Genomic DNA, 19,998 nt, shown 5'->3' with positions numbered 1-19,998 from the left:
CCAGTCGCCGTGCTGCGCGACGGGTGGCAAACTCGATTCTATAGTTATCATTCGATAATTAATAAAGGCCGGTGCAGGCTGCACTTGCAGTGCCCGGTGCCAACGACGACCCAGGAGTTCCACATGTCCTCTCCCACTTCCCCTTCTCTTTCGGCGTGGCTTCAAAAGCGCCATGGTTTGTTCATTGACGGGGCTTCCCGGCCAGCGCGCTCCGCGGCCGAGATGCCTGTCATCGCCCCGGGTCACGGGGGCGTGATCGCGCAGGTGGCGGATGCCGATGCGCAGGATGTCGCCGACGCCATCGCAAGCGCCCGGCGTGCGTTCCGCTCGCCCGAGTGGGCGGGCCTGTCGATCCGTGCGCGCGCCCGGCTGGTCAACCGCCTGGCCGATGCCATGGAGGCGCACATGGAGGAGCTGTACCAGCTGGAGACGCTCAACAACGGGCGCCCGCTGCGCGAGACCAGGGCCCAGCTCGCCCGGGTGCCGGACCTGTTCCGGTACAACGCGGCCCTGGCGATCGCGCGGCGCGACTCGGTCATACCGGTGGAAGGCCACTACCACGCCTTTACCAACCGGGGCCCGGTGGGTGTGGTGGCGAACATCGCGCCCTTCAACCACCCGTTGCTGATCGCCTCGCGCAACCTGGCGCCTACCTTCGCCTCCGGATGCACGACGGTGGTCAAGCCTTCTGAGCTCACGCCGCTGACCACCTTGCGCCTGGCGGAGATCTTCACCGAGGCAGGCTTGCCGCCGGGCGTGTTCAACGTGGTGACGGGTGTGGGCGCTGCCGCAGGCAAAGCGCTTTCCGAACACCCCGGAATCAACAAGCTGGTGCTGACCGGGGGCACCGAAGCAGGCCGCAGCGCGGGCGCCGCGGCGGCCCGCAACTTTGTCCGCCAGACGCTGGAGCTGGGTGGCAAGACGCCGGTGATCGTGTTTGACGATTACAGCGTGGACCAGGCGGTGAACTACGCGGCGTTTGGGGCCTTCGTCGGCGCAGGGCAGACCTGCGTCTGCGCGGCGCGGCACATCGTGCACCGCCGCGTCTATGACGAGTTCGTGGAGAAGCTGGCGCGCAAGGCGGACGGCCTGGTGGTGGGCGACCCGTTCGACCCGCGCACGCAGATGGGCCCCGTCGTCTCGCAGCGTCAGCGAGAACGCATCCTCGATTACGTGCGCATCGGCGTGGCCGAGGGCGCGCGGCTGGCCGCTGGTGGTGTCGTGCCCCCGGCGTTGAGCGATTCTTCGGGCTTCTACGTGAGACCCACGGTCCTGGCCGATGTCCGACCCGAGATGCGCGTGGCGCGCGAGGAGGTGTTCGGACCCTTCACCGTGGTGCTCCCCTTCGACACCGAGGAAGAAGCCATCGCCATCGCCAACGGTTCGGAGTACGGCTTGGCTGCCGCCGTGAGAACCAATGATGTGGCCCGCGCGCATCGCGTGGCGAACGCGCTCGAGGCAGGCATCGTGTGGGTCAACGACCACCACCGAGTCGACGCGGCATCGCCCTGGGGCGGGGTGAAGCTCTCCGGCATCGGCCGGGAGTTCGGGCAGGAAGCGTTCGACGGCTACTTCGACACCAAGGCCGTCATGGTCAACACGAGCAACGCGCCCTTCGACTGGTTTGACGTGTCGCAAACCCATGCGCGCCTGAACTGAGCCAGGCCCCTTGCCACCCCACACCGAGGAGACAACCATGAAATTCATAGCAAGCCTTGCCAAGTCCATCCCGCCCATGCTCGCCGGCCTGGGCGCGATCGTCATCGCCACCAGCGCGGCCGCGCAGGCAGACCCGAGCAAGGAAACCATGCGCATCCTGGTGCCTTTTGGCCCAGGAACCCCGCTGGACGTGATCGCGCGCGACATCGTTCAGGAAATCCGGCCCCTGCTCCAGCAGACCATCGTGGTCGAGAACAAGCCCGGCGCTGCCGGCATGATCGGAGGCGCGGAACTGGCGCGCACCACCGCACCGGCGACGACGTTCATGCTGACCACGCACAACACCGTGGTGATCAACCCGCACCTCTACAAGAACATGAGCTACCAGCCTCAGCGCGACTTCACGCCGGTCGGCCTGGTGGGCGTGGGGGGCTATGTGCTAGTGGCCGCGCCGACCGCTGCGTTCAAGACGCTTGAGCAGTACCTGGCGCAAGCCAAGGCGCAGCCGGGCAAAGTGTCCTATGGCTCGCTCGGCATTGGCAGCGGGCCCCACATGTGCGGGGAGATGCTGGTCGACAAGACCAAGGTGAAGTTGTTGCATGTGCCGTTCACGACGGGGAGCATCGTCAACGTCGTCAGCGGCCAGGTGGATTCGTCCTGGGAGCCGTACGCCACGGCGGCTCCCTTCATCAAGACCGGGAAGCTGATTCCACTGGGCGCGAGCACGAGCTACCGGGCGTCCGTCTTTCCGTCGACGGTGCCGCTCCTGCCGGAGCTGTTGCCGGGCTACGAGTGCACCAGCTGGATCGGACTGTTCGCGTCCAGCAAGGCGCCAGAGGCGGTGGTCCGTCGGCTGTCGGAGGCCTTGACCAAGGTCGTCCAGCTGCCCAGCTTCCAGGAGCGCCTGATGACCAACGGCTTCCTGCCCAAGCTGGCGACACCCGGCGAGATGCGCGACCTGATAACCCATGACAGCAAGACCTGGGCCCGCATCGTGAGCGAGACCGGGCTCAAGCTCGAATGACCCGGTGGGTGCCCGCCCTCCAACAACGATCTGAAAAGGAACCCCCCATGCTCTACACCTGCGCACCCGGTTGCCGCGATCCACGGCATCGGCACACCGCGTCCCCGTCCTTCACCGATGCGTCCGGCGCGACGCCTGCCCCGCCGCTGGAAGATGGCGGCGGCGCCGGCCGAGGCATCGCGACCCCGCGCAAGGTGGCGCGGCGGATCGATGTGCACTGCCACTACCTGCAGCCGGCGGTGGCGGCCAAGGTCGCGCACCTCGAGCCCGCCCGTTACGACCCCAGCACTGTGTTCGCCAATGCGCTCACGCGCGAGACCAACCAGCGCCAGATGCAGGAACGCTCGGTGGCATTGACGGACGTCGCCCGCCGCCTTCAGGACATGGACCGGATGGGCGTGGACCTGCAGGTCGTGAGTCCCGCGCCTTTCCAGTACTACTACTTCACCCCGCCCGCCGTGGGCGCGGCATTGGCCCGCGAAATCAACGAAGGCATGCGCGCGCTGGTGGATGGGCACCCGGGCCGCTTCGCCGCGCTGGGCACGGTGCCGCTACAGGACGCCGATCTCGCCGTGCGCGAGCTGGAGCACGCCATGGCCCACCTGGGCTTGCGTGGCGCAGAGATCGGCACCAGCGTGAACGGCATGGACCTGACCGACCCCCGGCTGGGGCTGGAGCGCTTCTTCGCGCTCGCCAACGAGCGGGAGGCGGTGCTCTTCCTGCATCCGGTGGGGTTCACCGAAGGCGGCCGCCTGGTGGACCACTACCTCAACAACGTCATCGGCAACCCGCTGGAAACGACCGTGGCCGCGAGCCGCCTGATCTTCGACGGGGTGGCCGCGCGCTACCCGAAGATCAAGTTCCTGCTGGCCCACGGTGGCGGCTACTTGGCCTCGTACTGGGCGCGCATGGACCACGCGTGGAAGGCGCGTGCCGACTGCCGCACGGTGATCGCCGAAGCACCCACCCGGTACCTGGAAAAGATGTACCTCGACACCGTGGTCTTCGACCCCACCCTGCTGTCCAACCTGATCGCGCGTTACGGTGCCAGCCAGGTGCTCATGGGTTCGGACTATCCGTACGACATGGGCGAGGAGGCGCCGGTGCGCCTGATCGAAAGCGTGGCCGGGCTGCGCGAGTCGGAGCGTGCGCTGATTCTGGGCGGCAACGCGGAGCGGGTCTTCGGCCTCCAACCCCAGGCCGTCACCACGCATTGAAGCAAGCAAAGGCCTTTTCACCATGAGCGCACTCTTCAGCCCCGTCCATGTGGGCGCCGTCCAACTGCCCAACCGCATCGCGGTATCCCCCATGTGCCAGTACGTCGCCCAGGAGGGGCAGGCCACCGACTGGCACCTGCAGCACCTGGCCCAGCTGGCGATGTCGGGCGCGGGCCTTGTCATGCTGGAGGCCACGGCGGTGGAGCCGCGCGGGCGCATCACGCACGGCTGCCTGGGTCTGTATTCGCCTCAGACCGAAGCCGCGCTGGAGCGGGTGCTGCGGGTCGCGCGGTCGATGGCCGCGCCAGGCACGCGCTTTGGCATCCAGTTGAGCCACGCGGGGCGCAAGGCATCGAGCCGCGTGCCATGGCGCGGTGGCGCGCATCTGAGCGCGGGCGAGCGGGACGCCGAGGGGCCGCCCTGGCAGTCGGTGGCCCCTTGCGCGCTGGCCTTCGGCGAATTCCCGGTGCCTGTCGCGCTGGGCACCGGCGACATGGAGGCGATCGCGCAATCCTATGTGGCTGCGGCGCATGCCGCCGTGCGGCTGGGTTTCGACGTGGTCGAGTTGCACTGCGCGCACGGCTACCTGATGCACCAGTTTCTCTCGCCCCTCTCCAACCAGCGCGGCGACGCCTTCGGGGGGACCGCGTCGGCCCGCCAGCGATGGCCCTTGCAGGTGGCCGAGCGCGTCCATGCCGCATTGCCGGCGCAGGTCGCCTTCGGCGCGCGCATCAGCGCAAACGAATGGACAGAGGGCGGGCTGGATGTGGACCACGCCGTCGATTTCAGCCGCCAACTCCAGGCGGTGGGGGCCGACTACGTCTGCGTGAGCAGCGGCAGCGTCGACGCGGGCACACGCATTCCGTTCAGCCCCGGGTTCCAGGTGCCCTTCGCCTCGCGCATCCGCAGGGAGACCGGCATCGTCACCCGGACGGTCGGTGGGATCACCGAGCCCATGCAGGCCGAGGAGATCGTTGCCAACGGCCACGCCGATGTGGTCGCGCTGGCGCGGGCTTTCCTGGCCGATCCGCGCTGGGTCTGGCGCGCAGCAGAAGAGCTGGGTGCGACCACCTACTACCCACCCCCTTACGAACGCGCCAAAGGGCTGCGCCGCGCGCCAGCGCGCTGACCCTTCGGTTTGGCACCCAGCAGGGTTTCCAGGAAGCGGCTGGCCCCCGGCGCGAGCGCCTCGGGGCGCCAGACGATGCGGTAGTGGCTTTCCATTTTCAGCAAGGGCAGCGGGCGAACCACGATGTCCTTGCCCGCAAACGGCGTCAGGCTCTCCTGGGCGACACACAGGCCGAACCCGCCGGCCACCAAGGCCAGGGCCGAGATCATGTCGCCCGCCACGCAGGCGACGCGGGGCTCGAAACCCAGGCGGTTGCACGCTGCCGTGAAGCGCGCGCGTAGCGATTGCCCAGGCCGCACGGGTGTGACCACCCATTCGGCTTCCATGAGTGCGTTGAGCGTGATCCGGGGCATCTCGGCGCGGGGGTGGTTGCGGGGCAGCAAAAGCACGTACTTCTCCACGCTGTAGATCTCGGTGCGGAACTCCGGGTCCGCGGCCTCCTGCGTGCTCACGGCGAAGTCGAGCCGCCCGCGCCGCAAGGCGTCCAGCTGCTCATCCTCTGGCGCACTCTCGAACTGAAAGCGCAGCGAGGGGTGGGCCTGCTGCACCCGGCGTGCGATGGCGGGGATCACGCCGTTGTAGAGCGCGCCCGGCATGTGACCGATGACGACCGTCCCGCCCATGCCGCTGGCGTGCCGCTGCAGGTCCTGAACGAGCTGCTCGTTGTTCATGAGAATCCGGCGGGCGTTCAGGAGCAGCTCCCTGCCGGCGTTGTTCAGGCGCAGTCCGCGGCCGACACGTTCAAACAGCGCAAAGCCGATCTGCGTCTCCAGCTTGAGGATGGCGCGGCTCAAGGGCGAGGCCGAGATGTGCAGCTGCATCGCGGCTTTGGAAATGCTTTCGTTTTCAGCGACAGCCACGAACTGTCTGAGGGTGCGGAAATCCAGGTGTTGCATGTCTTCTGTCTTGATCGGGGCTCGAAAAAATAAGACTTGAAAGGTCCGTAAATTGGAGAAAAAAAGTCCTTTTACAGTGGTCATCAAATCGTCAAAATTCATCCATGTCAAGCGCTTTCGTGGCGCCCCAACCTCGTCCACCAACGCAATTCTTCGCCGCAATGATTCATTTCGATCACGTCTGTATGGCCGCCCCCAATGTCTACGAATCGACCTTCCGCCTGAGCCAGGAGACAGGCCTGGGCAACTACGACGGGGGCTTCTTTCCGCTCTATGGCATCGGCCACCGGGTGGTGCCCCTGGCCCCGGACATCTACATCGAAGTCGAAAGCCTGATCGATCGGCGACCCCTGGCGCAGGGGCAGCCACTGGCCGCCTTCATGGACCGCCAGACCCGGGAAGGCGACCGCTTCGTCGGCTGGTGCCTGCGCAGCGACACGCTGGAAGAGCTGGAAGCGTTCGCGGCCCACCATGGCACGGTGGTCGACCAGGCGACCACGGGCAAGAACGCCGGTCGCCAGATGATGGATGGCACGCGCGGCTTTGCGTTGCAAGCTCCCAGCGCGACCACGGCCTGGCCCATGGGCAAGCCCAACCTCTACTTCAAGCCGGGCAGCGGGGTGCACGCAGGCAGCCTCCCCGTCGTGCCTGGCTCGGGCCGCGTGGTGGGCCGCGGTCTCGAATGGATCGAGATCGGCGAAGACCACCATGCCTTTGCCGCTTGGCTGGGCGACGTCGCCACGCCGTCCGGATTCCCGTTCGAGGTCCGCTACAACGGCGGCGCGCCCGGACTGTATGCCATGGGGGTGCGCAGCGACGAAGGGGTGATCGAGATCCGGCGCCCTTCGGTGCTCGTCGAATGAACGCGGACTTTGCCTGCCACCAGCCCACGACCCAGCATCCAACGGAGTACCCCATGTCCATCCTTGCTTCACCCCGCCCAGCGCGACCGATCTCGCGCGTTGCGCGGCGCTCCACCCTGCTCGCTGTCGCACTCGGCCTTTGCGCGCCGCTGGCCATGGCGCAGGCGCCCTATCCCGCGAAGCCCATCAGCGTGGTCATTGGCTACCCACCGGGCGGTAGCGTGGACGCCGTGGGCCGCGCGGTGGTCGAGGCCATGGGCCAGCGCCTGGGTGCCACCACGGTGATCGAGAACATCGGAGGTGCCGCCGGCGCCATCGGCGTCCAGAAGGCGGTGGGCGCTGCGGCCGATGGGTACAACCTCGTCTTCGGCTCCAGCAGCGAGTTCGTCGCGGTCAAGGCCATCAACCCCGCGCTGAAGTACGACGTGCAGCGCGACTTCGTTCCGATCGGGTACGTGGGTTCCATTCCGCTCGTCCTGGTGGCGTCTCGGCAAAGTGGCGTGACCTCGTTGAGCCAGTTCGTGACCGAGGTCCGCGCCAAGCCGGGCAAGTTCACGTACGGCACCTCGGGCGTCGGCTCCATGCTGCACTTCTCCGGTGAACTCCTCAAGCGGCAGGCAGGGATCTCCATCCTCCACATTCCCTACAAGGGCGCCAGCAACATCGGTGCCGACCTCGCCGGCGGCAGCATCGAGTTCGCCTTCCTGGGGCCGGGTGCCGCGCGGCCTTTCATCGACGCAGGGCGCATCACGCCGATCGCCGTGACCAGCGCCCGCAGGACCGCCAGCCTGCCCGATGTGCCCGCGCTGTCCGAACACCCGGCGCTCAAGGGCTACGACCTGGTGGCCTGGTACGCGCTGATGGCGCCCCGCGCAACGCCACCCGACGTTGTGGCCAAGCTGCATGCGGCGCTGATGCAGTCGCTCCAGGAGCCCGACGTGCGATCGAAGCTCGAGCGCATTGGCGTCGATGTCGGGCGAGGCGACGAAGACATGCCCAAGCTGATGGCCCGAGATGCCCTGCAGTACCAGCGAATCGTGCAATTCGCCGGCATGAAGGAATAACCCCAAGGAACCACCATGACGATTGATCGCCGCCTCTTCCTCAAGCGCACCGGTTCCGGCATTGCGCTTTCCACCGTCAGCCTGAACGAAGTCTTCGCGCAGAAAACCCGGCGCCTCATCGGCGCCATCGAAGAAGACCCTGCGAGCATCAACCCCGCGTTGACCACGGTGATCTCCAGCTTCACCGCCGGTTGCCCGGTCTACAGCGCCCTCACCTGGATGGATGCGAAAGGGGACGTGCACCCCGATCTCGCCGAGTCATGGGAGGTCAGTCCCGACAACAGGGCGTACACCTTCCGCCTGCGCCAGAACGTCAAGTGGCACGACGGGGCGCCCTTCAGTGCGGAGGACGTGAAGTTCTCGCTGGAGAACATCACCCGCAAGCTGCATCCGTGGGGGCGCAATGCGTTCGCGGCGCTCAGCGTGGTCGATGTCGTCGACCCACGCACGGTCGTGTTGCGGTTCGATCGGCCCAATCCCTTCGTGCTGAGCGCCTCCACGGTGTCCATCGCCGCGATCCTGCCCAGACACCTGTGGGCGAACCAGGATCCGGTGCAGAACCCGCACAACCGAAAACCCGTTGGGACCGGTCCTTTCATGCTGGTGGACAACAAGGTGGGCGACCGCCTGGTGTATCGCCGCAATCCGAACTTCTACATTCCGGGCCAACCCGCATTTGACGAGCTCGTCCTGCGTGTCATGCCCGATGGTGCGGCCCGTGTCGCGGCGCTCGAAAACGGCGAGATCGACATGCTGAACACGTTCGCCCTGCCCACGACGGAGGTGCGCCGTGTGAGCCGGCTGCCCCACATCAAGATCGCCTCGACCGGTCAGGCGGCGCCGACCTACCTCTGCACCTTCAACCTGCGCTCGTCCCAGCTGTCCAAGGTGCAGGTGCGCCACGCCCTGGCCCACGTCATTGATCGCAGCTTCATCCGCAACACGGTCATGCCGGGGCTGGCCGATCCGGTGATCGGCCCCGTGCCGGGGGTGCTCAAGCTGGCCAGCAGGAACGTCGCCGACTACCCACTCGACGTCGAACGCGCCAAGCGGCTGCTGGATGAAGCGGGGTTCAAGGCGGTCGATGGCCGGCGCTTCGGCCTGCGCCTGCTCTTTCCCAATTCGGACACGCGTGCCGTGCGCATGGCCGACATCGTCCGGCAGAACCTGATGGCCGTGGGTATCTCGATCGAGATCGTTCCGATGGAGCGCGCACTGCTTATGCAGAAGGGCTACACGGACGGTGAATTCGATCTGATCATCGACAGCTACCTGCTCGGGCCCGATCCGGCCATTGGCGTGGAGCGCCTGTACAACTCGGCCAGCATCTTCACGCCAGCGCGGCCCTTCACCAACAACAGCGGCTACCGCAATGCCGAAGTCGACAAGCTGTTCGAGCAGGAAAAGCAGGCCGTCGACCCGGAGAAGCGAAAGGCGGTCTACGAGCAGATCCAGCAGAAGATCTGGGCCGACCTGCCCATCCTGCCGCTGTTTTCCTACCGCGGCGCGGAGGCCTACAACGCGCGGATGGTCAGCGGCGTCTTCGATGTCGCCGACGGCAGCAAAGAGAGCTTCGCTCGCGCAAGGCCGGTCTGAACCATGAGCGCGCCTGCCCACCTGGCGATGGCCATCGGCCGTCGCATGATGATGGCCGTCCCCGTGGTGATGGCCATCGTGGTGCTGACCTTTGTCCTGATCAGACTGTCGCCCACCGATCCGGCGGTGCTGCTGGCCGGTGATGCGCCAGCGCCCGAGTTCCTGGAGAAGATCCGCACGCAGTACCACCTTGACGAGCCCGTGCCCAAGCAGCTCGCCATCTACGTGGGTTCGGCCTTGCAGGGGGACCTCGGGACGTCGATCTACTTCCGCAAGCCAGTGGCAGAACTGATCCTTGCGCATGCGCCGGTCACCTTCCTGCTCACCCTCACCAGCCTGGCCATCGCGAGCGTCATCGGGGTGTCGCTGGCGGTCCTCGCCGCCTCGCGCCCCGCAACGGCCGCCGACACGGCGGTCACCACCTTGTCGCTGGCGGGCTACTCGATGCCGGCGTTCTGGATCGGGCAGTTGCTGATCCTGGCCTTTTCGGTCTGGCTGGGTTGGCTGCCCAGCAACGGCATGGGGTCGGCACGCGAGTCCTTCGAGGGGTTCGAGTTGTTGGTGGACCGCGTTCGCCACATGGTGCTGCCTGTCACCAGCCTGGTGCTGTTCGAATTGGCGGTCGTCACCCGCTTCACCCGCGCGGCCATGGTGCAGGCGCTGCGCCAGGACTATGTGACGGTGGCCCGGGCCAAAGGCGCCAGCCCGGCGCGGGTGTTGTGGCGCCATGCCTTGCCGAATGCGCTGGTCACCACCGTCACCGTGCTGGGCCTGGAGTTCGGCTTTTTGCTGGCGGGATCGGTGGTCACCGAAATCGTCTTTGGCTGGCCGGGTCTGGGGCGGCTTTTCTTCGATGCCATTTTTAGGCGCGACTTTCCGCTGCTCACGGGTTGCTTCATCTTCACCTCCGTGATGGTGGTGCTGGCCAACATGATCACCGACGCGCTGGTGTCGGTGCTCGATCCGAGGACCGCCCGATGACCGCGGTGAATGCCACCCACGCGAGGCCCTGGCCGGTCTGGCGCGCGCTCAACCCGTCGGGCCGAACGGGCCTGCTCCTGCTGCTGGCGGCCGTGCTGCTGTGCACTGTGGTCGCCGGGATGCTGCAGCACTCGCCATCGACCATGAGCGAAGCCTTGCGGGAGCCCCCGGGCGCGACTCACTGGCTGGGCACCGACGACCTGGGGCGCGATGTGCTCGCCCGGGTGGCCCACGGCGGGCAGATCTCTTTGATGGTGGGCACATTCAGTGCGTTGATCGCGGTGTTGATCGGCGTGGCCGTCGGAGCGGCCTGCGGTTACCTGGGCGGGACTTTCGATGCCATCGTCATGCGCGTGACCGAAGCCTTCCAGATCATTCCCCGGTTCTTTCTGGCGCTGATCGTGGTGGCCCTGGTGGGCTCGGGCATCTGGAAGATCATCCTGGTGCTGGGCCTGCTCAGCTGGCCGGCCACTGCGCGCGTGGTGCGTGCCCAGGTGCTGGTGCTGCGCAAGGAAGAGTTCGTGCTGGCGGCGATCATGGGCGGCGCATCCACATTTCGTGTGATCGGCCGCCACATCCTTCCCAACGTGGTGCCCATCATTGCCGTGAGCGCTTCCCTGCAGGCGGGATCGGCCATCCTGCTGGAGTCGTTCATCAGCTTCCTCGGTCTGGGCGATGTGGCTCACCCGAGTTGGGGACTGCTGTTGCAGCAAGGCCAGTTGTTCATCCGCGATGGCTGGTGGATCTCGACCTTCCCGGGCCTGGCGCTCTCCCTCACCATCCTCGGCCTCAATCTGCTAGGCGACGGCATCCGTGCCGCGCACGGCGACTCCGCGAGCACCTCATGACGGATCTGAACACGATTCTGGATGTGGACGATCTTCACATCGATATCGCCGCCCCCGGTGGGCGCGCATTCTCGGCCTTGCAAGGCGTTTCGCTTCAGATCCGCGCCGGGGAGATCGTGGGCGTGGTCGGCGAGTCCGGCTCGGGGAAGTCATTGCTCGCCAAGTCGATCATGCGGCTTCTGCCTGCCGTGGCACGGGTGGCGCGGGGCCGGATTCGCCTCGGGGCGCAGGACCTGCTGACGCTTGACGCCGCCGCCATGCGCAGACTTCGCGGTGGTGATCTGTCGATGGTGTTTCAGGACCCGATGACCTCGCTCAACCCGGTGTTGCGCGTGGGAGCCCAACTATCAGAGGCCATCGAGTTGCATCAACCGGTGGCGCGCCGCACTGCTTGGGCAAAGGCGCGGGAGCTTCTCACCCGGGTGGGCATTGGCAACCCTGTCGAGCGGGCGCGCCAGTACCCGCACGAGTTCTCGGGCGGCATGCGCCAGCGGGCGATGATCGCCATGGGCATTGCGAACGCACCCAGGCTGCTGATCGCCGACGAGCCGACGACAGCGCTTGACGTCACCGTGCAGCTGCAGATCCTGCGACTGTTGCGCGCGTTGAACCAGGACTCGCAGACCGCCGTGCTCTTCATCACGCACAACATGGGTGTGGTCGCCAGTCTCTGCGACCGCGTCGCGGTGATGTATTCCGGCCGCATCGTGGAGGAAGGGCCGGTGGACGCCATCTTCTCTGCGCCCCGGCATCCCTACACCTGGGCGCTGCTCAATGCCGTCCCTCGCCTGGATTTCCCCCGGGGAGAACGGCTCGCGGCCATTCCCGGCCAGGCGCCGGACCTAGCGGCGCCGCCGGCGGGCTGCCGGTTCGCGCCCCGTTGCAGCCACGCCACCGACCAGTGCCGCACGCAGGAGCCCACTCGGGTCGAAGCGGATGAGTTCCACAGCGTGGCGTGCTGGGTGAGGCCCGACCTACAGGAGAAGACACATGCCGTTCGCCAATGACAGGGTGACGCGCCCGCTGCTGCAGGTGAACGGCGCCGGCCGGGACTTCGCCGCGCGAGGCTGGGGTTCGTCTGGCGTTTTTCGCGCTGTCGATGAGGTGAGCCTGGAGGTGCACCGCGGTGAAACGCTCGGCATTGTGGGAGAGTCCGGGTCCGGCAAGTCCACGCTGGGAAGAATGATCGCGGGCCTGTTGGCGCCGACCCGGGGTCAGGTGCTGCTCGATGGGCAGGACGTCCACGGCGGTTCCGGCGCCCGAAAGCGCGCGGTGTGGCGCCGCATGCAGATGGTGTTTCAGGACCCGTATTCCTCTCTCAACCCCCGCATGACGGTGCGCGATGCCTTGCTCGAACCCATGCGCAATTTTGGCGTGGCGCAGGGGCAGGCCGCAGAAGACCGCGCGCGCCGCCTGCTTGACGCGTGCGGTCTGCCGGCGCGCAGCCTGGATCTGTATCCGCGCGAGTTCTCGGGTGGTCAGCGCCAGCGCATCGGCATCGCGCGCGCGCTCGCCGTGCAGCCCGATCTGATCGTGGCCGATGAGCCCGTGTCCGCGCTGGACGTGTCGGTGCAGGCGCAAGTGATCAACCTCATGATGGATCTGCAGGCCGAGTTCCAGCTCACCTACGTGTTCATCGCACACGACCTGGCCGTGGTGAGGCAGATCGCCGACCGCGTGGGCGTGATGCACAAGGGCTGCATGGTCGAGCTGGCGGCCAGCGAGGCGCTGTTTGCCGCTCCAGAGCACGCTTACACGAAGACCCTCTTGGCCAGCAGCCCGATGGCGGACCCGGCCAGGGCGAGGCTGCAACTCGCGGGTGCCCCGGCATGAGCAGGCTGCTCCTGCGCCAGGCCGATGTGGTGACCATGGACGAAGCGGGCGACCTGCCCGCTGCCGACATCCTGGTGCAGGACGGCGAGATCGTCGCGATCGGTCCGGCGCTGCCGGCGGCGGATGCGCAGGTGATCGATGCCTCGGGCTGCATCGCGCTTCCCGGCATCATCGATGCGCACACCTGCCTGTGGCAAACCGTGTTGCGCAACTGGGTTCCCGACCTCTGGGGCGGCCGGTATTTCGGCGAACTGCTGCCGCTGCGGCGGCGCTTTTGCGCGCAGGACAACCACCGTGGCGGCTGGATCGGCGGCTCGGAACTTCTGTCATGCGGCACCACCACGGTGGTTGACTACTGCCACAACATCGCCAGGCCCGGGGACGCGGAGGCGGCCATCGCCGGGTTGAAGGAGTCGGGCATCCGGCACGTCTTCACCTACTCGTTCATGAACGAGCAGCCTGACGGCTTTGCCAGCGCGCGCGCCCGCTTTGCCGATGCGGCGCAGATCTTCCAGCGGTTCCACGAAGCGGCGGGCATGACGAGCGTCCATTTCGGCATCGAGTCCGTTGGCGCACCGGGGCTGTCCGCGCAACTGGCCTTCGCGCGCGAACACGGGGCGATGAGCTGCATTCACGTCAACGCGGCCAACGACATTGACCAACTGCTCGCCGACGGTCTTCTGGGCCCCGACCTGCTGGCGATCCACGGCAACCTGATCACCGACGGGGAGCTCCAGGCCATCGCCAGCGCCGGGATGCCGCTGTGTTTCACCCCGTCGGCCGACGTCCAGGGCACGCCGGCCGACGTGGTGCGGCGCGCGCGCTTAATGGGCGTACCCGTGGTCTACGGATGCGACGTGCCCTGCCACGTGGCATCGGACACGCTCCAGCAGCTTCGGTACCTCTTTCATGTGCAGGGCTACATCGACGGGTGCGTCGCGCGTGAGCGCGCACCGGTCGCCACGCGGCGGCCGGCGCCGGCCGAGGGCATGCCGCTATTTCGACCGCGCGACCTGCTGCGCAGTGCCACCCTCGAGGCCGCGACCGTGCTGGGAATGGCCGACCGCATCGGCTCGATCGCCGTCGGCAAGCGGGCAGACATCGTGCTCGTGCGCAAGGATGCATTCGGTGGTGCGGCGGGCGATCCCTGCGCCTATGTATTGCTGCAGGCCAGCGCGCGCGACATCGACACCGTGCTGGTCGACGGGGTGGTTCGCGTCCGGGGTGGGCGCGTCCTGGGCTTCGATGCGCAGCGGGCGCACCGCCTCGCGGACGAGGCGCGGCAGAGATTGATCGGCGCGGCGTGACGGGGTGGGCCTGGTGCGCGCCCGCCCCCGTGCGCGCTAGCGTGCGCGCCGCTCTTCCGACAGGACGGCAGGCACGCCGCGCAAGAAGGCCTCCACGCGCAGATCGATGACCCGGTCGAGGTTCTTCGGCGTGGGCAGCTCATATATCCACTTGCGCACGCCGATGTAGAAGACGCTGGAGTGCATCGCCCAGATGAGGTCGAGCTCGTCTTCCAGCTCCGATTCGTCCCTCGGTTCGGGAATGCCGTACTCGCGCCGGAGTTCGCTGGCGATCACCATGAAGTGCCGCTCGCGCAGCCGGGCCAGGTATTTCTGGTTGATGCCGCCGCGGCTCAGGCCAGCGTAGATGAAGATCCGGACCCACTCGCTGCGCAGCACAAAGCGGCCGTAGTCCTTGAGGTAGCGGCACAGGCGCTCCTTCAGCGTCAGCGAGCGGTCGGCCAGCCACTCCTCCCACTCGGGATTCCAGCGCCGAATAAAGACTTCTTCATACACCCGGTCGATCAGCGCCTCCTTGTTGGGGAAGTACCGATAGAGCAGCGGCTGCGTGATATCGAGCTCCTTGGCCAGATCGCGTGTGCTCGCGGCGAATCCGTGGCTGGCGAAGAAGGCCACGGCGCGCTGCACGATCTCGTGCTCCCGGTCTTCCGGGGCCAGGCGCCGCCTGGGTGCGGTGCGCTCGGCAGGCGCTGCCGCGGGGGGGGCGGCTGGAGGGGTCCGGGGGGCGCGCTTGTCGGTCATGGTTGCAGCTGGACGAGAAAGCAGGAGATCGGCTAATTATCACTTGCTCACACCGCGCAATACCGCTCTTGGATGGCCTGGTCGGCCAGCATCGCCTGCGCCGAGCCGCTGTAGACGAGCTCGCCCTGGTCCAGGATGTAGGCGCGGTCCGCGATCCTCAGTGCTAGGCCCACGTTCTGCTCGATCAGCAGGATCGTCACACCGGCCTTTTTCAAAGCAGCGAAGTACTCGAACATTTCATCGACCAGGACCGGCATGATGCCTTCCGAGGGCTCGTCGAGCAGCACCATCTTGGGCTTGGCCGCGACCGCTCGCGCGATCGCCAGCATCTGCTGCTCGCCGCCAGACATCGTGACGGCCTGCTGGTCCAGCCGCTCCTTGAGGCGGGGAAAGGTCTCGGCGATTTCCTCGATGACCTGCGCCTCCCGCCCTCGCATGGGCGAGGCCAGGAGGCCGAGGCGGATGTTTTCCCGCACCGTCAGGCCCGGCACGATCCTGCGCTCTTCGGGCACATAGGCCAGGCCCATGGCGAAGCGACGGTGCGCCGGCACGGCAAGGAGCTCGGCACCGTCGAACTTCACCGAGCCGCTGACCTTCTGCATGAGGCCGCAGATGCTCTTGACGGTGGTGGTCTTGCCCGCGCCATTGCGGCCGATCAGGCACACCAGCTCGCCTTGGCCCACTTCGAGGCTGACGCCTTGCAGCACATGGCTGCTGCCGTACCAGGCATTCAATTGGGTGACTTCGAGCATCGCCATCAGTGGTTCCCCTGTCCCAGGTACACGCGCTTGACGAGCTCGTTGGAGCGGATGTCCTCCGGCCGGCCTTCGGCAATCAGCTCTCCGTGATGAAGCACCACGATGCGCTCGCTGATGCCCATCACCATCTTCATCTTGTGCTCCACCAGGACGACCGAGCGCTCCCCGACCAGCTTTCGGATGAGCGCCATCATCACCTGGGTCTCCTCGGGGCTCATCCCGGCGGTGGGCTCGTCCATCAGCAGCAACTTCGGATCGGCCGCCAGTGCCACGGCGATCTCCAGCGCGCGTTGCTGGCCGTGGGCGAGTTCACGCGCGAGGTGCCGGGCGCGCGGTGCCAGGCCGACGGTCTCGAGCAGGCTCATGCTTTTCTCGGTCAAGCCTTGCAGATCCGATCGCCTGCGCCACAGCGCGTAGCGGCAGACGTGGGCCTGCAGGGCGATGCGCACGTTCTCCAGGGCGGTGAAGTTGGGAAACAGGTTGGTGATCTGGAAGGATTTGGCGATGCCGATGTGCGCAAACTCGTGCGCGCGCATGCCCGTGATGTCGCGCCCTTGGAACAGCACCCGCCCCGCGCTGGGGGCGAAGGCGCCCGACAGCAGGTTGAAGAACGTGCTCTTGCCGGCGCCATTGGGCCCGATGATGGAAGTGAGGATGCCGGCTTGCACCTTCACGCTCACATTGGTCAGCGCCTTGAAGCCGCCGAACACCTTGCCGACGGACTGGGTTTCGATGATGGGTTCAGCGGCCATGGTTCAACTTTTGAAGAAGGGTTCCCCACACGCCCCTGGGGAAGAACAGGACGAAGAAGATGAAGACCGCCCCGACGATCATCTGCCAGTGCTCGGTCCATGCAGAGGCGCGGTCCTGGATCAGCAGGAACAATGCCGCTCCGACGAAGGGACCGAAGTAGGTGCCCATGCCACCCAGGAGGCACAGCATCACGACCATGCCGGAGGTGGCGTAGTGAAGCGTTTCGATGGGGACACTGCCCAGGTGAATGGCGTTAAGCGCACCGGCCAGCCCGCAAAAGCCCGCTGAAAGCACGAAGGCCAGCAGCTTGGTGCGCTCGATGTCGAAGCCGCAGGCCCGGGCGCGCGCCTCGTTCTCGCGGACCGCTTCGATCGCGCCGCCAAAGGGCGACGCCAGAATCCGCGACAGCAGCCACATGGCCAACACCACGAAGCCGAACATGAAGAAGTACTTCTGAACCGGGTCCAGCAGGTTGATCGTCATGCCGGGCAAGGAGATCTCGGCCACGTTGACGCCTCGAAGACCGTTCTCCCCGCCCGATGCCGGGAGTTGATAGACGAGGAAGTAGACGCATTGGGACAGCGCCAGCGTCACCATCGCGAAATAGATGCCGCGGGTGCGGATGGCCAGCAAGCCCATCAGCAGTGCCACCAGGCTACTCATCGCGATGGCCGCCGGCACGGCGAGCCACCAGCTCACCTGGTGCTGGGAGATCAGAATGCCTGCGGTGTAGGCCCCCACGCCGAGAAAGGCCGCGTGCCCGAACGAAAGCAGGCCTGTGTAGCCAAAGAGCAGGTTGAAGCCCACCGCGTACAGGCCGTAGATCAGGATGTTGATCGCGACGGACTCGTAGGGCATCAACAGGGGGAACACGGCAAAGAACACTGCCGTGGCCAACACCCGATGCCTTTCGACAAGCCCGAGAATGCGGCGCAGCGTGCCTGGTGCAGGCGCGCTCGAAGGTGACACAGACGTATGCATCGGAAGGTCTTTCATGACATCAGCCCGGCGCGGCCGAACAAGCCCTGGGGGCGGATGAGCAGCACGGTGGCCATGATCAGGAACATGGACACCTTGGCGGCCTCGGGGAAGAACAGCACGGCCATGCTTTCAACGACCCCCACCAGAAGGCCGGCCACCACGGCGCCCATCAGGGAGCCCATGCCGCCGACCACGGTGACCACGAACGCCACGGTGAGCACGGAGGTGCCCATCTCGGGCGAGACGCCCTGAAGCGGGGCGGAAAGCACCCCGGCCAGTGCCGCGATGCCGGTGCCCACGCCAAACACGACCAGCCACACGCGCGACACGTCGATGCCCAGCACCCGCACGATCACCGGGTCGCGCGCGCCAGCGCGGACGATGAGGCCGAACGGCGTCTTTTCGATCAGCAGCCACAAAGAGGCGATCAGGACCGCCACCACACCGATGACGAAGAGGCGGTACGTCGGAAACTGGGCAAAGCCCAGATCCGTCGCACCTTGCAGCAGTTCGGGGGTGTCAAACGGCAGGCCCGATTTCCCCCAGACCATGCGAACCGCTTCGACCATCATGTAGGCCAGGCCGAAAGTGAGCAGCAAGGGATAGTCGATGCCCCGACCGTAGAGCGGGCGGATCAGCCAGCGCTCGCAAGCCATCCCGAAGGAGGCGACCACCACGGGCGCAATGAGCAGCGCGAGCCAGAAGCTGCCGGTTTTCTCTGCGGCGAATACGCCGATGTAGGCCCCGAGCATGAAGAAAGCGCCATGCGCGAAGTTCACGACCGTGAGCATGCCGAATATGAGCGAGAGCCCGACGGCAAGCAGCACGTAGATGGCGCCCAGCGCCAAGCCCGTGAACAACTGGAGTGCCAAAAGGTCGAAGGTGATTTCCATGGGTTTTGCCTGGATGGGATCTGCCGCCGGCCGCGCCATGCGCGGCCGGGTTGCGGCGTCCGGTCCTGTTTAGCCCTTGTGGCCCAGTTCCTGGCAGCTGCGCAGGAGTTTCTCGCTGCCGGGCTCGACGTGCAGAACCTGGAAGACATCGGAGGGATCCCCGGCTTCCTTGCTGTTGGACTGGATGACCAGCACCGACTGGACCGATTGGCGATCGCATGCCCGGTAGTACTGCGGTCCCTTGTAGGTGTCGTACCTGAGCTGCGAGAGCGCAGCGGCGACCGCCTCGCTTTGGGTGCTGCCTGCGTTCTTGACGGCGATCAGCAGGCTCTTGACGGCCGAATAGGCCATCGCCCCGTAGTCGGACGGGTAGCGATTCTCGTTGGCAGCCTTGAATGCGGTGTTGAACGCCTTGGCGCTCGGCGTCTTGTCTTCAATCTCCCAGAAGTACTGGGTCCCGCCGATCACACCTTCGTAGGTGGAGGCACCGCCGGCCACCCGCGCGGTGTAGGTGAGGATGGGCGTGACGAACTGCATCCCCTTCTTCATGCCGAAATCGCCCGCCTGCTTGATGGCGATGCGGTTGTCGTTCCCGAAGTTGTTGAAGATGAGCACGTCGGGCTTCATCGCCTGAATGCGGGGCAGGAACGCCGAGTAGTCCTGGTGGCCCAGGGGGTGCTTGACCTCACCCACCACCTCCGCGCCCATCTCGCGTGCGACCCGCGTGAACCCCCGCGTCATCTCATGGCCGTAGGCGTAGTCCGCCGTCAGGAAGGCGACCCGCATGCCCTTCTTGAACACGTAGCGACCCACGGCCTGCGTGGTCATGTGCGGATTGAGGGCCTCGTGGAAGGTGTAGGGGCTTGCGTCGGAAGCCTCGTTGATGACATCGGACTGGCTGATCGAGATGTACACCACCTTGCGCTGTCTGGTCACGTTGTTGATGGACAGCTGGGTCGCTGCGGACAGCCCTCCTACGATGAAGTGGGCGCCGTCTTTCTCGAGCAGTTCGAGTGTGCGTGTCGCGGCTTCTCCCGGGTTGAGCTTGTCGTCGCGCACGAGCAGCTCGGCCTGGCGGCCACCCAGCCCGCCTGCTGCGTTGAACTCTTTGACCGCGAGTTCGGCGTTGCGCGCCTGGTCCTTGGCTTCCGCGCCGTAGGGCCCAGTCAAGGGAATCGGCAGACCGATCTTGATCGTCTGGGCGCCGACCGCGCCCGACAGAAGGCCCAGACCCGCCAGCAGGCAACCAGCGAGATGGGAGAGGGAGAGGATTCTGGGCATAGGGCCTCCTGTGGGTGTTGAACGGGGCGATATTGATCGAGTGATCATTTGAGTGGTGAATTCAACTATTTTTCGATTGATAAATACATGGTGAAAACCCTAGTCCGTGAAGCCGTCGCAGTACTTCTCTGTAAATCTTTGCAGGAAAGCCATGCCTGTTGTCGTCGTGGATGC

Annotated in this window: 19 protein-coding genes; 12 read left to right on the top strand and 7 right to left on the bottom strand. The window is 66.2% G+C overall.

The features are described 5' to 3' along the window. The first annotated feature begins 9 nt into the window (after positions 1 to 9). From ACFJI0_RS22790 to ACFJI0_RS22775, 4 genes are read left to right on the top strand one after another with little or no spacing between them, the layout of a single operon-like run. Complete coding sequence (locus ACFJI0_RS22790) at positions 10 to 1,659, top strand: aldehyde dehydrogenase (RefSeq protein ID WP_382322428.1); 1,650 nt, start codon at positions 10 to 12, stop codon at positions 1,657 to 1,659. Positions 1,660 to 1,696: 37 nt separating this feature from the next. Continuing rightward, complete coding sequence (locus ACFJI0_RS22785; protein WP_382322427.1) at positions 1,697 to 2,683, top strand: Bug family tripartite tricarboxylate transporter substrate binding protein; 987 nt, start codon at positions 1,697 to 1,699, stop codon at positions 2,681 to 2,683. Positions 2,684 to 2,730: 47 nt separating this feature from the next. Further along, complete coding sequence (locus ACFJI0_RS22780; RefSeq protein WP_382322426.1) at positions 2,731 to 3,900, top strand: amidohydrolase family protein; 1,170 nt, start codon at positions 2,731 to 2,733, stop codon at positions 3,898 to 3,900. Positions 3,901 to 3,922: 22 nt separating this feature from the next. Then, positions 3,923 to 5,029, top strand: a complete 1,107-nt coding sequence (locus ACFJI0_RS22775; RefSeq protein ID WP_382322425.1) for an NADH:flavin oxidoreductase/NADH oxidase — start codon at positions 3,923 to 3,925, stop codon at positions 5,027 to 5,029. Here the strand turns inward: ACFJI0_RS22775 and ACFJI0_RS22770 are convergent. Further along, positions 4,987 to 6,027 carry a LysR family transcriptional regulator gene (locus ACFJI0_RS22770; protein WP_382322424.1) on the bottom strand — a complete coding sequence of 347 codons (1,041 nt, stop codon included), beginning with the start codon at positions 6,025 to 6,027 and terminating at the stop codon, positions 4,987 to 4,989. The genes ACFJI0_RS22775 and ACFJI0_RS22770 overlap by 43 nt on opposite strands. 2 nt (positions 6,028 to 6,029) lie before the next feature. On the opposite strand from ACFJI0_RS22770, the gene ACFJI0_RS22765 reads away from it, so the two are divergent. The 8 genes from ACFJI0_RS22765 to ACFJI0_RS22730 are packed head-to-tail and all read left to right on the top strand — an operon-like array spanning position 6,030 to position 14,417. Continuing rightward, on the top strand, positions 6,030 to 6,788 hold the full coding sequence (locus tag ACFJI0_RS22765) for a VOC family protein (RefSeq protein WP_382322423.1): 759 nt from the start codon (positions 6,030 to 6,032) through the stop codon (positions 6,786 to 6,788). Positions 6,789 to 6,841: 53 nt separating this feature from the next. Beyond that, positions 6,842 to 7,852, top strand: coding sequence for a Bug family tripartite tricarboxylate transporter substrate binding protein (locus ACFJI0_RS22760; RefSeq protein WP_382322422.1), 1,011 nt, complete (start codon positions 6,842 to 6,844; stop codon positions 7,850 to 7,852). A gap of 15 nt (positions 7,853 to 7,867) precedes the next feature. Further along, positions 7,868 to 9,448, top strand: coding sequence for an ABC transporter substrate-binding protein (locus ACFJI0_RS22755; RefSeq protein WP_382322421.1), 1,581 nt, complete (start codon positions 7,868 to 7,870; stop codon positions 9,446 to 9,448). A 3-nt stretch (positions 9,449 to 9,451) separates the two neighbouring features. Further along, on the top strand, positions 9,452 to 10,429 hold the full coding sequence (locus ACFJI0_RS22750; protein WP_382322420.1) for an ABC transporter permease: 978 nt from the start codon (positions 9,452 to 9,454) through the stop codon (positions 10,427 to 10,429). After that, entirely contained in the window at positions 10,426 to 11,277 is an 852-nt protein-coding gene (locus ACFJI0_RS22745) for an ABC transporter permease (protein ID WP_382322419.1), read from the top strand. The genes ACFJI0_RS22750 and ACFJI0_RS22745 overlap by 4 nt, the downstream gene beginning before the upstream one ends. Beyond that, positions 11,274 to 12,284, top strand: a complete 1,011-nt coding sequence (locus ACFJI0_RS22740; RefSeq protein WP_382322418.1) for an ABC transporter ATP-binding protein — start codon at positions 11,274 to 11,276, stop codon at positions 12,282 to 12,284. The genes ACFJI0_RS22745 and ACFJI0_RS22740 overlap by 4 nt, the downstream gene beginning before the upstream one ends. Further along, complete coding sequence (locus ACFJI0_RS22735) at positions 12,268 to 13,110, top strand: ATP-binding cassette domain-containing protein (RefSeq protein WP_382322417.1); 843 nt, start codon at positions 12,268 to 12,270, stop codon at positions 13,108 to 13,110. The genes ACFJI0_RS22740 and ACFJI0_RS22735 overlap by 17 nt, the downstream gene beginning before the upstream one ends. Continuing rightward, positions 13,107 to 14,417: an amidohydrolase family protein gene (locus ACFJI0_RS22730; RefSeq protein WP_382322416.1), complete on the top strand. Its 1,311-nt coding sequence runs from the start codon at positions 13,107 to 13,109 to the stop codon at positions 14,415 to 14,417. The genes ACFJI0_RS22735 and ACFJI0_RS22730 overlap by 4 nt, the downstream gene beginning before the upstream one ends. Positions 14,418 to 14,453: 36 nt before the next feature. Here ACFJI0_RS22730 and ACFJI0_RS22725 read toward each other — a convergent pair whose 3' ends face one another. The 6 genes from ACFJI0_RS22725 to ACFJI0_RS22700 all read right to left on the bottom strand — a co-directional run bounded on the left by ACFJI0_RS22725 (position 14,454) and on the right by ACFJI0_RS22700 (position 19,824). Continuing rightward, entirely contained in the window at positions 14,454 to 15,158 is a 705-nt protein-coding gene (locus ACFJI0_RS22725; protein WP_382322415.1) for a TetR/AcrR family transcriptional regulator, read from the bottom strand. Between the two features lie 47 nt (positions 15,159 to 15,205). Continuing rightward, positions 15,206 to 15,916: an ABC transporter ATP-binding protein gene (locus ACFJI0_RS22720; RefSeq protein ID WP_382322414.1), complete on the bottom strand. Its 711-nt coding sequence runs from the start codon at positions 15,914 to 15,916 to the stop codon at positions 15,206 to 15,208. Further along, positions 15,916 to 16,668: an ABC transporter ATP-binding protein gene (locus ACFJI0_RS22715; RefSeq protein WP_382322413.1), complete on the bottom strand. Its 753-nt coding sequence runs from the start codon at positions 16,666 to 16,668 to the stop codon at positions 15,916 to 15,918. Before ACFJI0_RS22715 ends, ACFJI0_RS22720 begins: the two co-directional genes overlap by 1 nt. Next, entirely contained in the window at positions 16,658 to 17,665 is a 1,008-nt protein-coding gene (locus tag ACFJI0_RS22710) for a branched-chain amino acid ABC transporter permease (RefSeq protein ID WP_382322412.1), read from the bottom strand. The genes ACFJI0_RS22715 and ACFJI0_RS22710 overlap by 11 nt, the downstream gene beginning before the upstream one ends. After that, entirely contained in the window at positions 17,662 to 18,537 is an 876-nt protein-coding gene (locus ACFJI0_RS22705) for a branched-chain amino acid ABC transporter permease (RefSeq protein WP_382325792.1), read from the bottom strand. The genes ACFJI0_RS22710 and ACFJI0_RS22705 overlap by 4 nt, the downstream gene beginning before the upstream one ends. A 75-nt stretch (positions 18,538 to 18,612) precedes the next feature. Continuing rightward, on the bottom strand, positions 18,613 to 19,824 hold the full coding sequence (locus tag ACFJI0_RS22700) for an ABC transporter substrate-binding protein (RefSeq protein WP_382322411.1): 1,212 nt from the start codon (positions 19,822 to 19,824) through the stop codon (positions 18,613 to 18,615). Positions 19,825 to 19,998: the final 174 nt, after the last annotated feature.

Origin of the sequence: Hydrogenophaga sp. UC242_53, from assembly GCF_042696965.1 — a bacterium.
Lineage (GTDB): Bacteria > Pseudomonadota > Gammaproteobacteria > Burkholderiales > Burkholderiaceae_C > Hydrogenophaga.
This window is presented reverse-complemented; position numbering and strand designations above follow the sequence as displayed.

What these genes read in the sequence shown, in the direction of transcription:
- ACFJI0_RS22710 (WP_382322412.1), bottom strand. Translation starts at nt 17,665, where the DNA reads ATGAAAGACCTTCCGATGCATACGTCTGTGTCACCTTCGAGCGCGCCT.
- ACFJI0_RS22780 (WP_382322426.1), top strand. Translation starts at nt 2,731, where the DNA reads ATGCTCTACACCTGCGCACCCGGTTGCCGCGATCCACGGCATCGGCAC.
- ACFJI0_RS22750 (WP_382322420.1), top strand. Translation starts at nt 9,452, where the DNA reads ATGAGCGCGCCTGCCCACCTGGCGATGGCCATCGGCCGTCGCATGATG.
- ACFJI0_RS22735 (WP_382322417.1), top strand. Translation starts at nt 12,268, where the DNA reads ATGCCGTTCGCCAATGACAGGGTGACGCGCCCGCTGCTGCAGGTGAAC.
- ACFJI0_RS22725 (WP_382322415.1), bottom strand. Translation starts at nt 15,158, where the DNA reads ATGACCGACAAGCGCGCCCCCCGGACCCCTCCAGCCGCCCCCCCCGCG.
- ACFJI0_RS22715 (WP_382322413.1), bottom strand. Translation starts at nt 16,668, where the DNA reads ATGGCCGCTGAACCCATCATCGAAACCCAGTCCGTCGGCAAGGTGTTC.
- ACFJI0_RS22765 (WP_382322423.1), top strand. Translation starts at nt 6,030, where the DNA reads ATGTCAAGCGCTTTCGTGGCGCCCCAACCTCGTCCACCAACGCAATTC.
- ACFJI0_RS22720 (WP_382322414.1), bottom strand. Translation starts at nt 15,916, where the DNA reads ATGGCGATGCTCGAAGTCACCCAATTGAATGCCTGGTACGGCAGCAGC.
- ACFJI0_RS22700 (WP_382322411.1), bottom strand. Translation starts at nt 19,824, where the DNA reads ATGCCCAGAATCCTCTCCCTCTCCCATCTCGCTGGTTGCCTGCTGGCG.
- ACFJI0_RS22760 (WP_382322422.1), top strand. Translation starts at nt 6,842, where the DNA reads ATGTCCATCCTTGCTTCACCCCGCCCAGCGCGACCGATCTCGCGCGTT.
- ACFJI0_RS22775 (WP_382322425.1), top strand. Translation starts at nt 3,923, where the DNA reads ATGAGCGCACTCTTCAGCCCCGTCCATGTGGGCGCCGTCCAACTGCCC.
- ACFJI0_RS22740 (WP_382322418.1), top strand. Translation starts at nt 11,274, where the DNA reads ATGACGGATCTGAACACGATTCTGGATGTGGACGATCTTCACATCGAT.
- ACFJI0_RS22730 (WP_382322416.1), top strand. Translation starts at nt 13,107, where the DNA reads ATGAGCAGGCTGCTCCTGCGCCAGGCCGATGTGGTGACCATGGACGAA.
- ACFJI0_RS22770 (WP_382322424.1), bottom strand. Translation starts at nt 6,027, where the DNA reads ATGAATTTTGACGATTTGATGACCACTGTAAAAGGACTTTTTTTCTCC.
- ACFJI0_RS22785 (WP_382322427.1), top strand. Translation starts at nt 1,697, where the DNA reads ATGAAATTCATAGCAAGCCTTGCCAAGTCCATCCCGCCCATGCTCGCC.
- ACFJI0_RS22745 (WP_382322419.1), top strand. Translation starts at nt 10,426, where the DNA reads ATGACCGCGGTGAATGCCACCCACGCGAGGCCCTGGCCGGTCTGGCGC.
- ACFJI0_RS22755 (WP_382322421.1), top strand. Translation starts at nt 7,868, where the DNA reads ATGACGATTGATCGCCGCCTCTTCCTCAAGCGCACCGGTTCCGGCATT.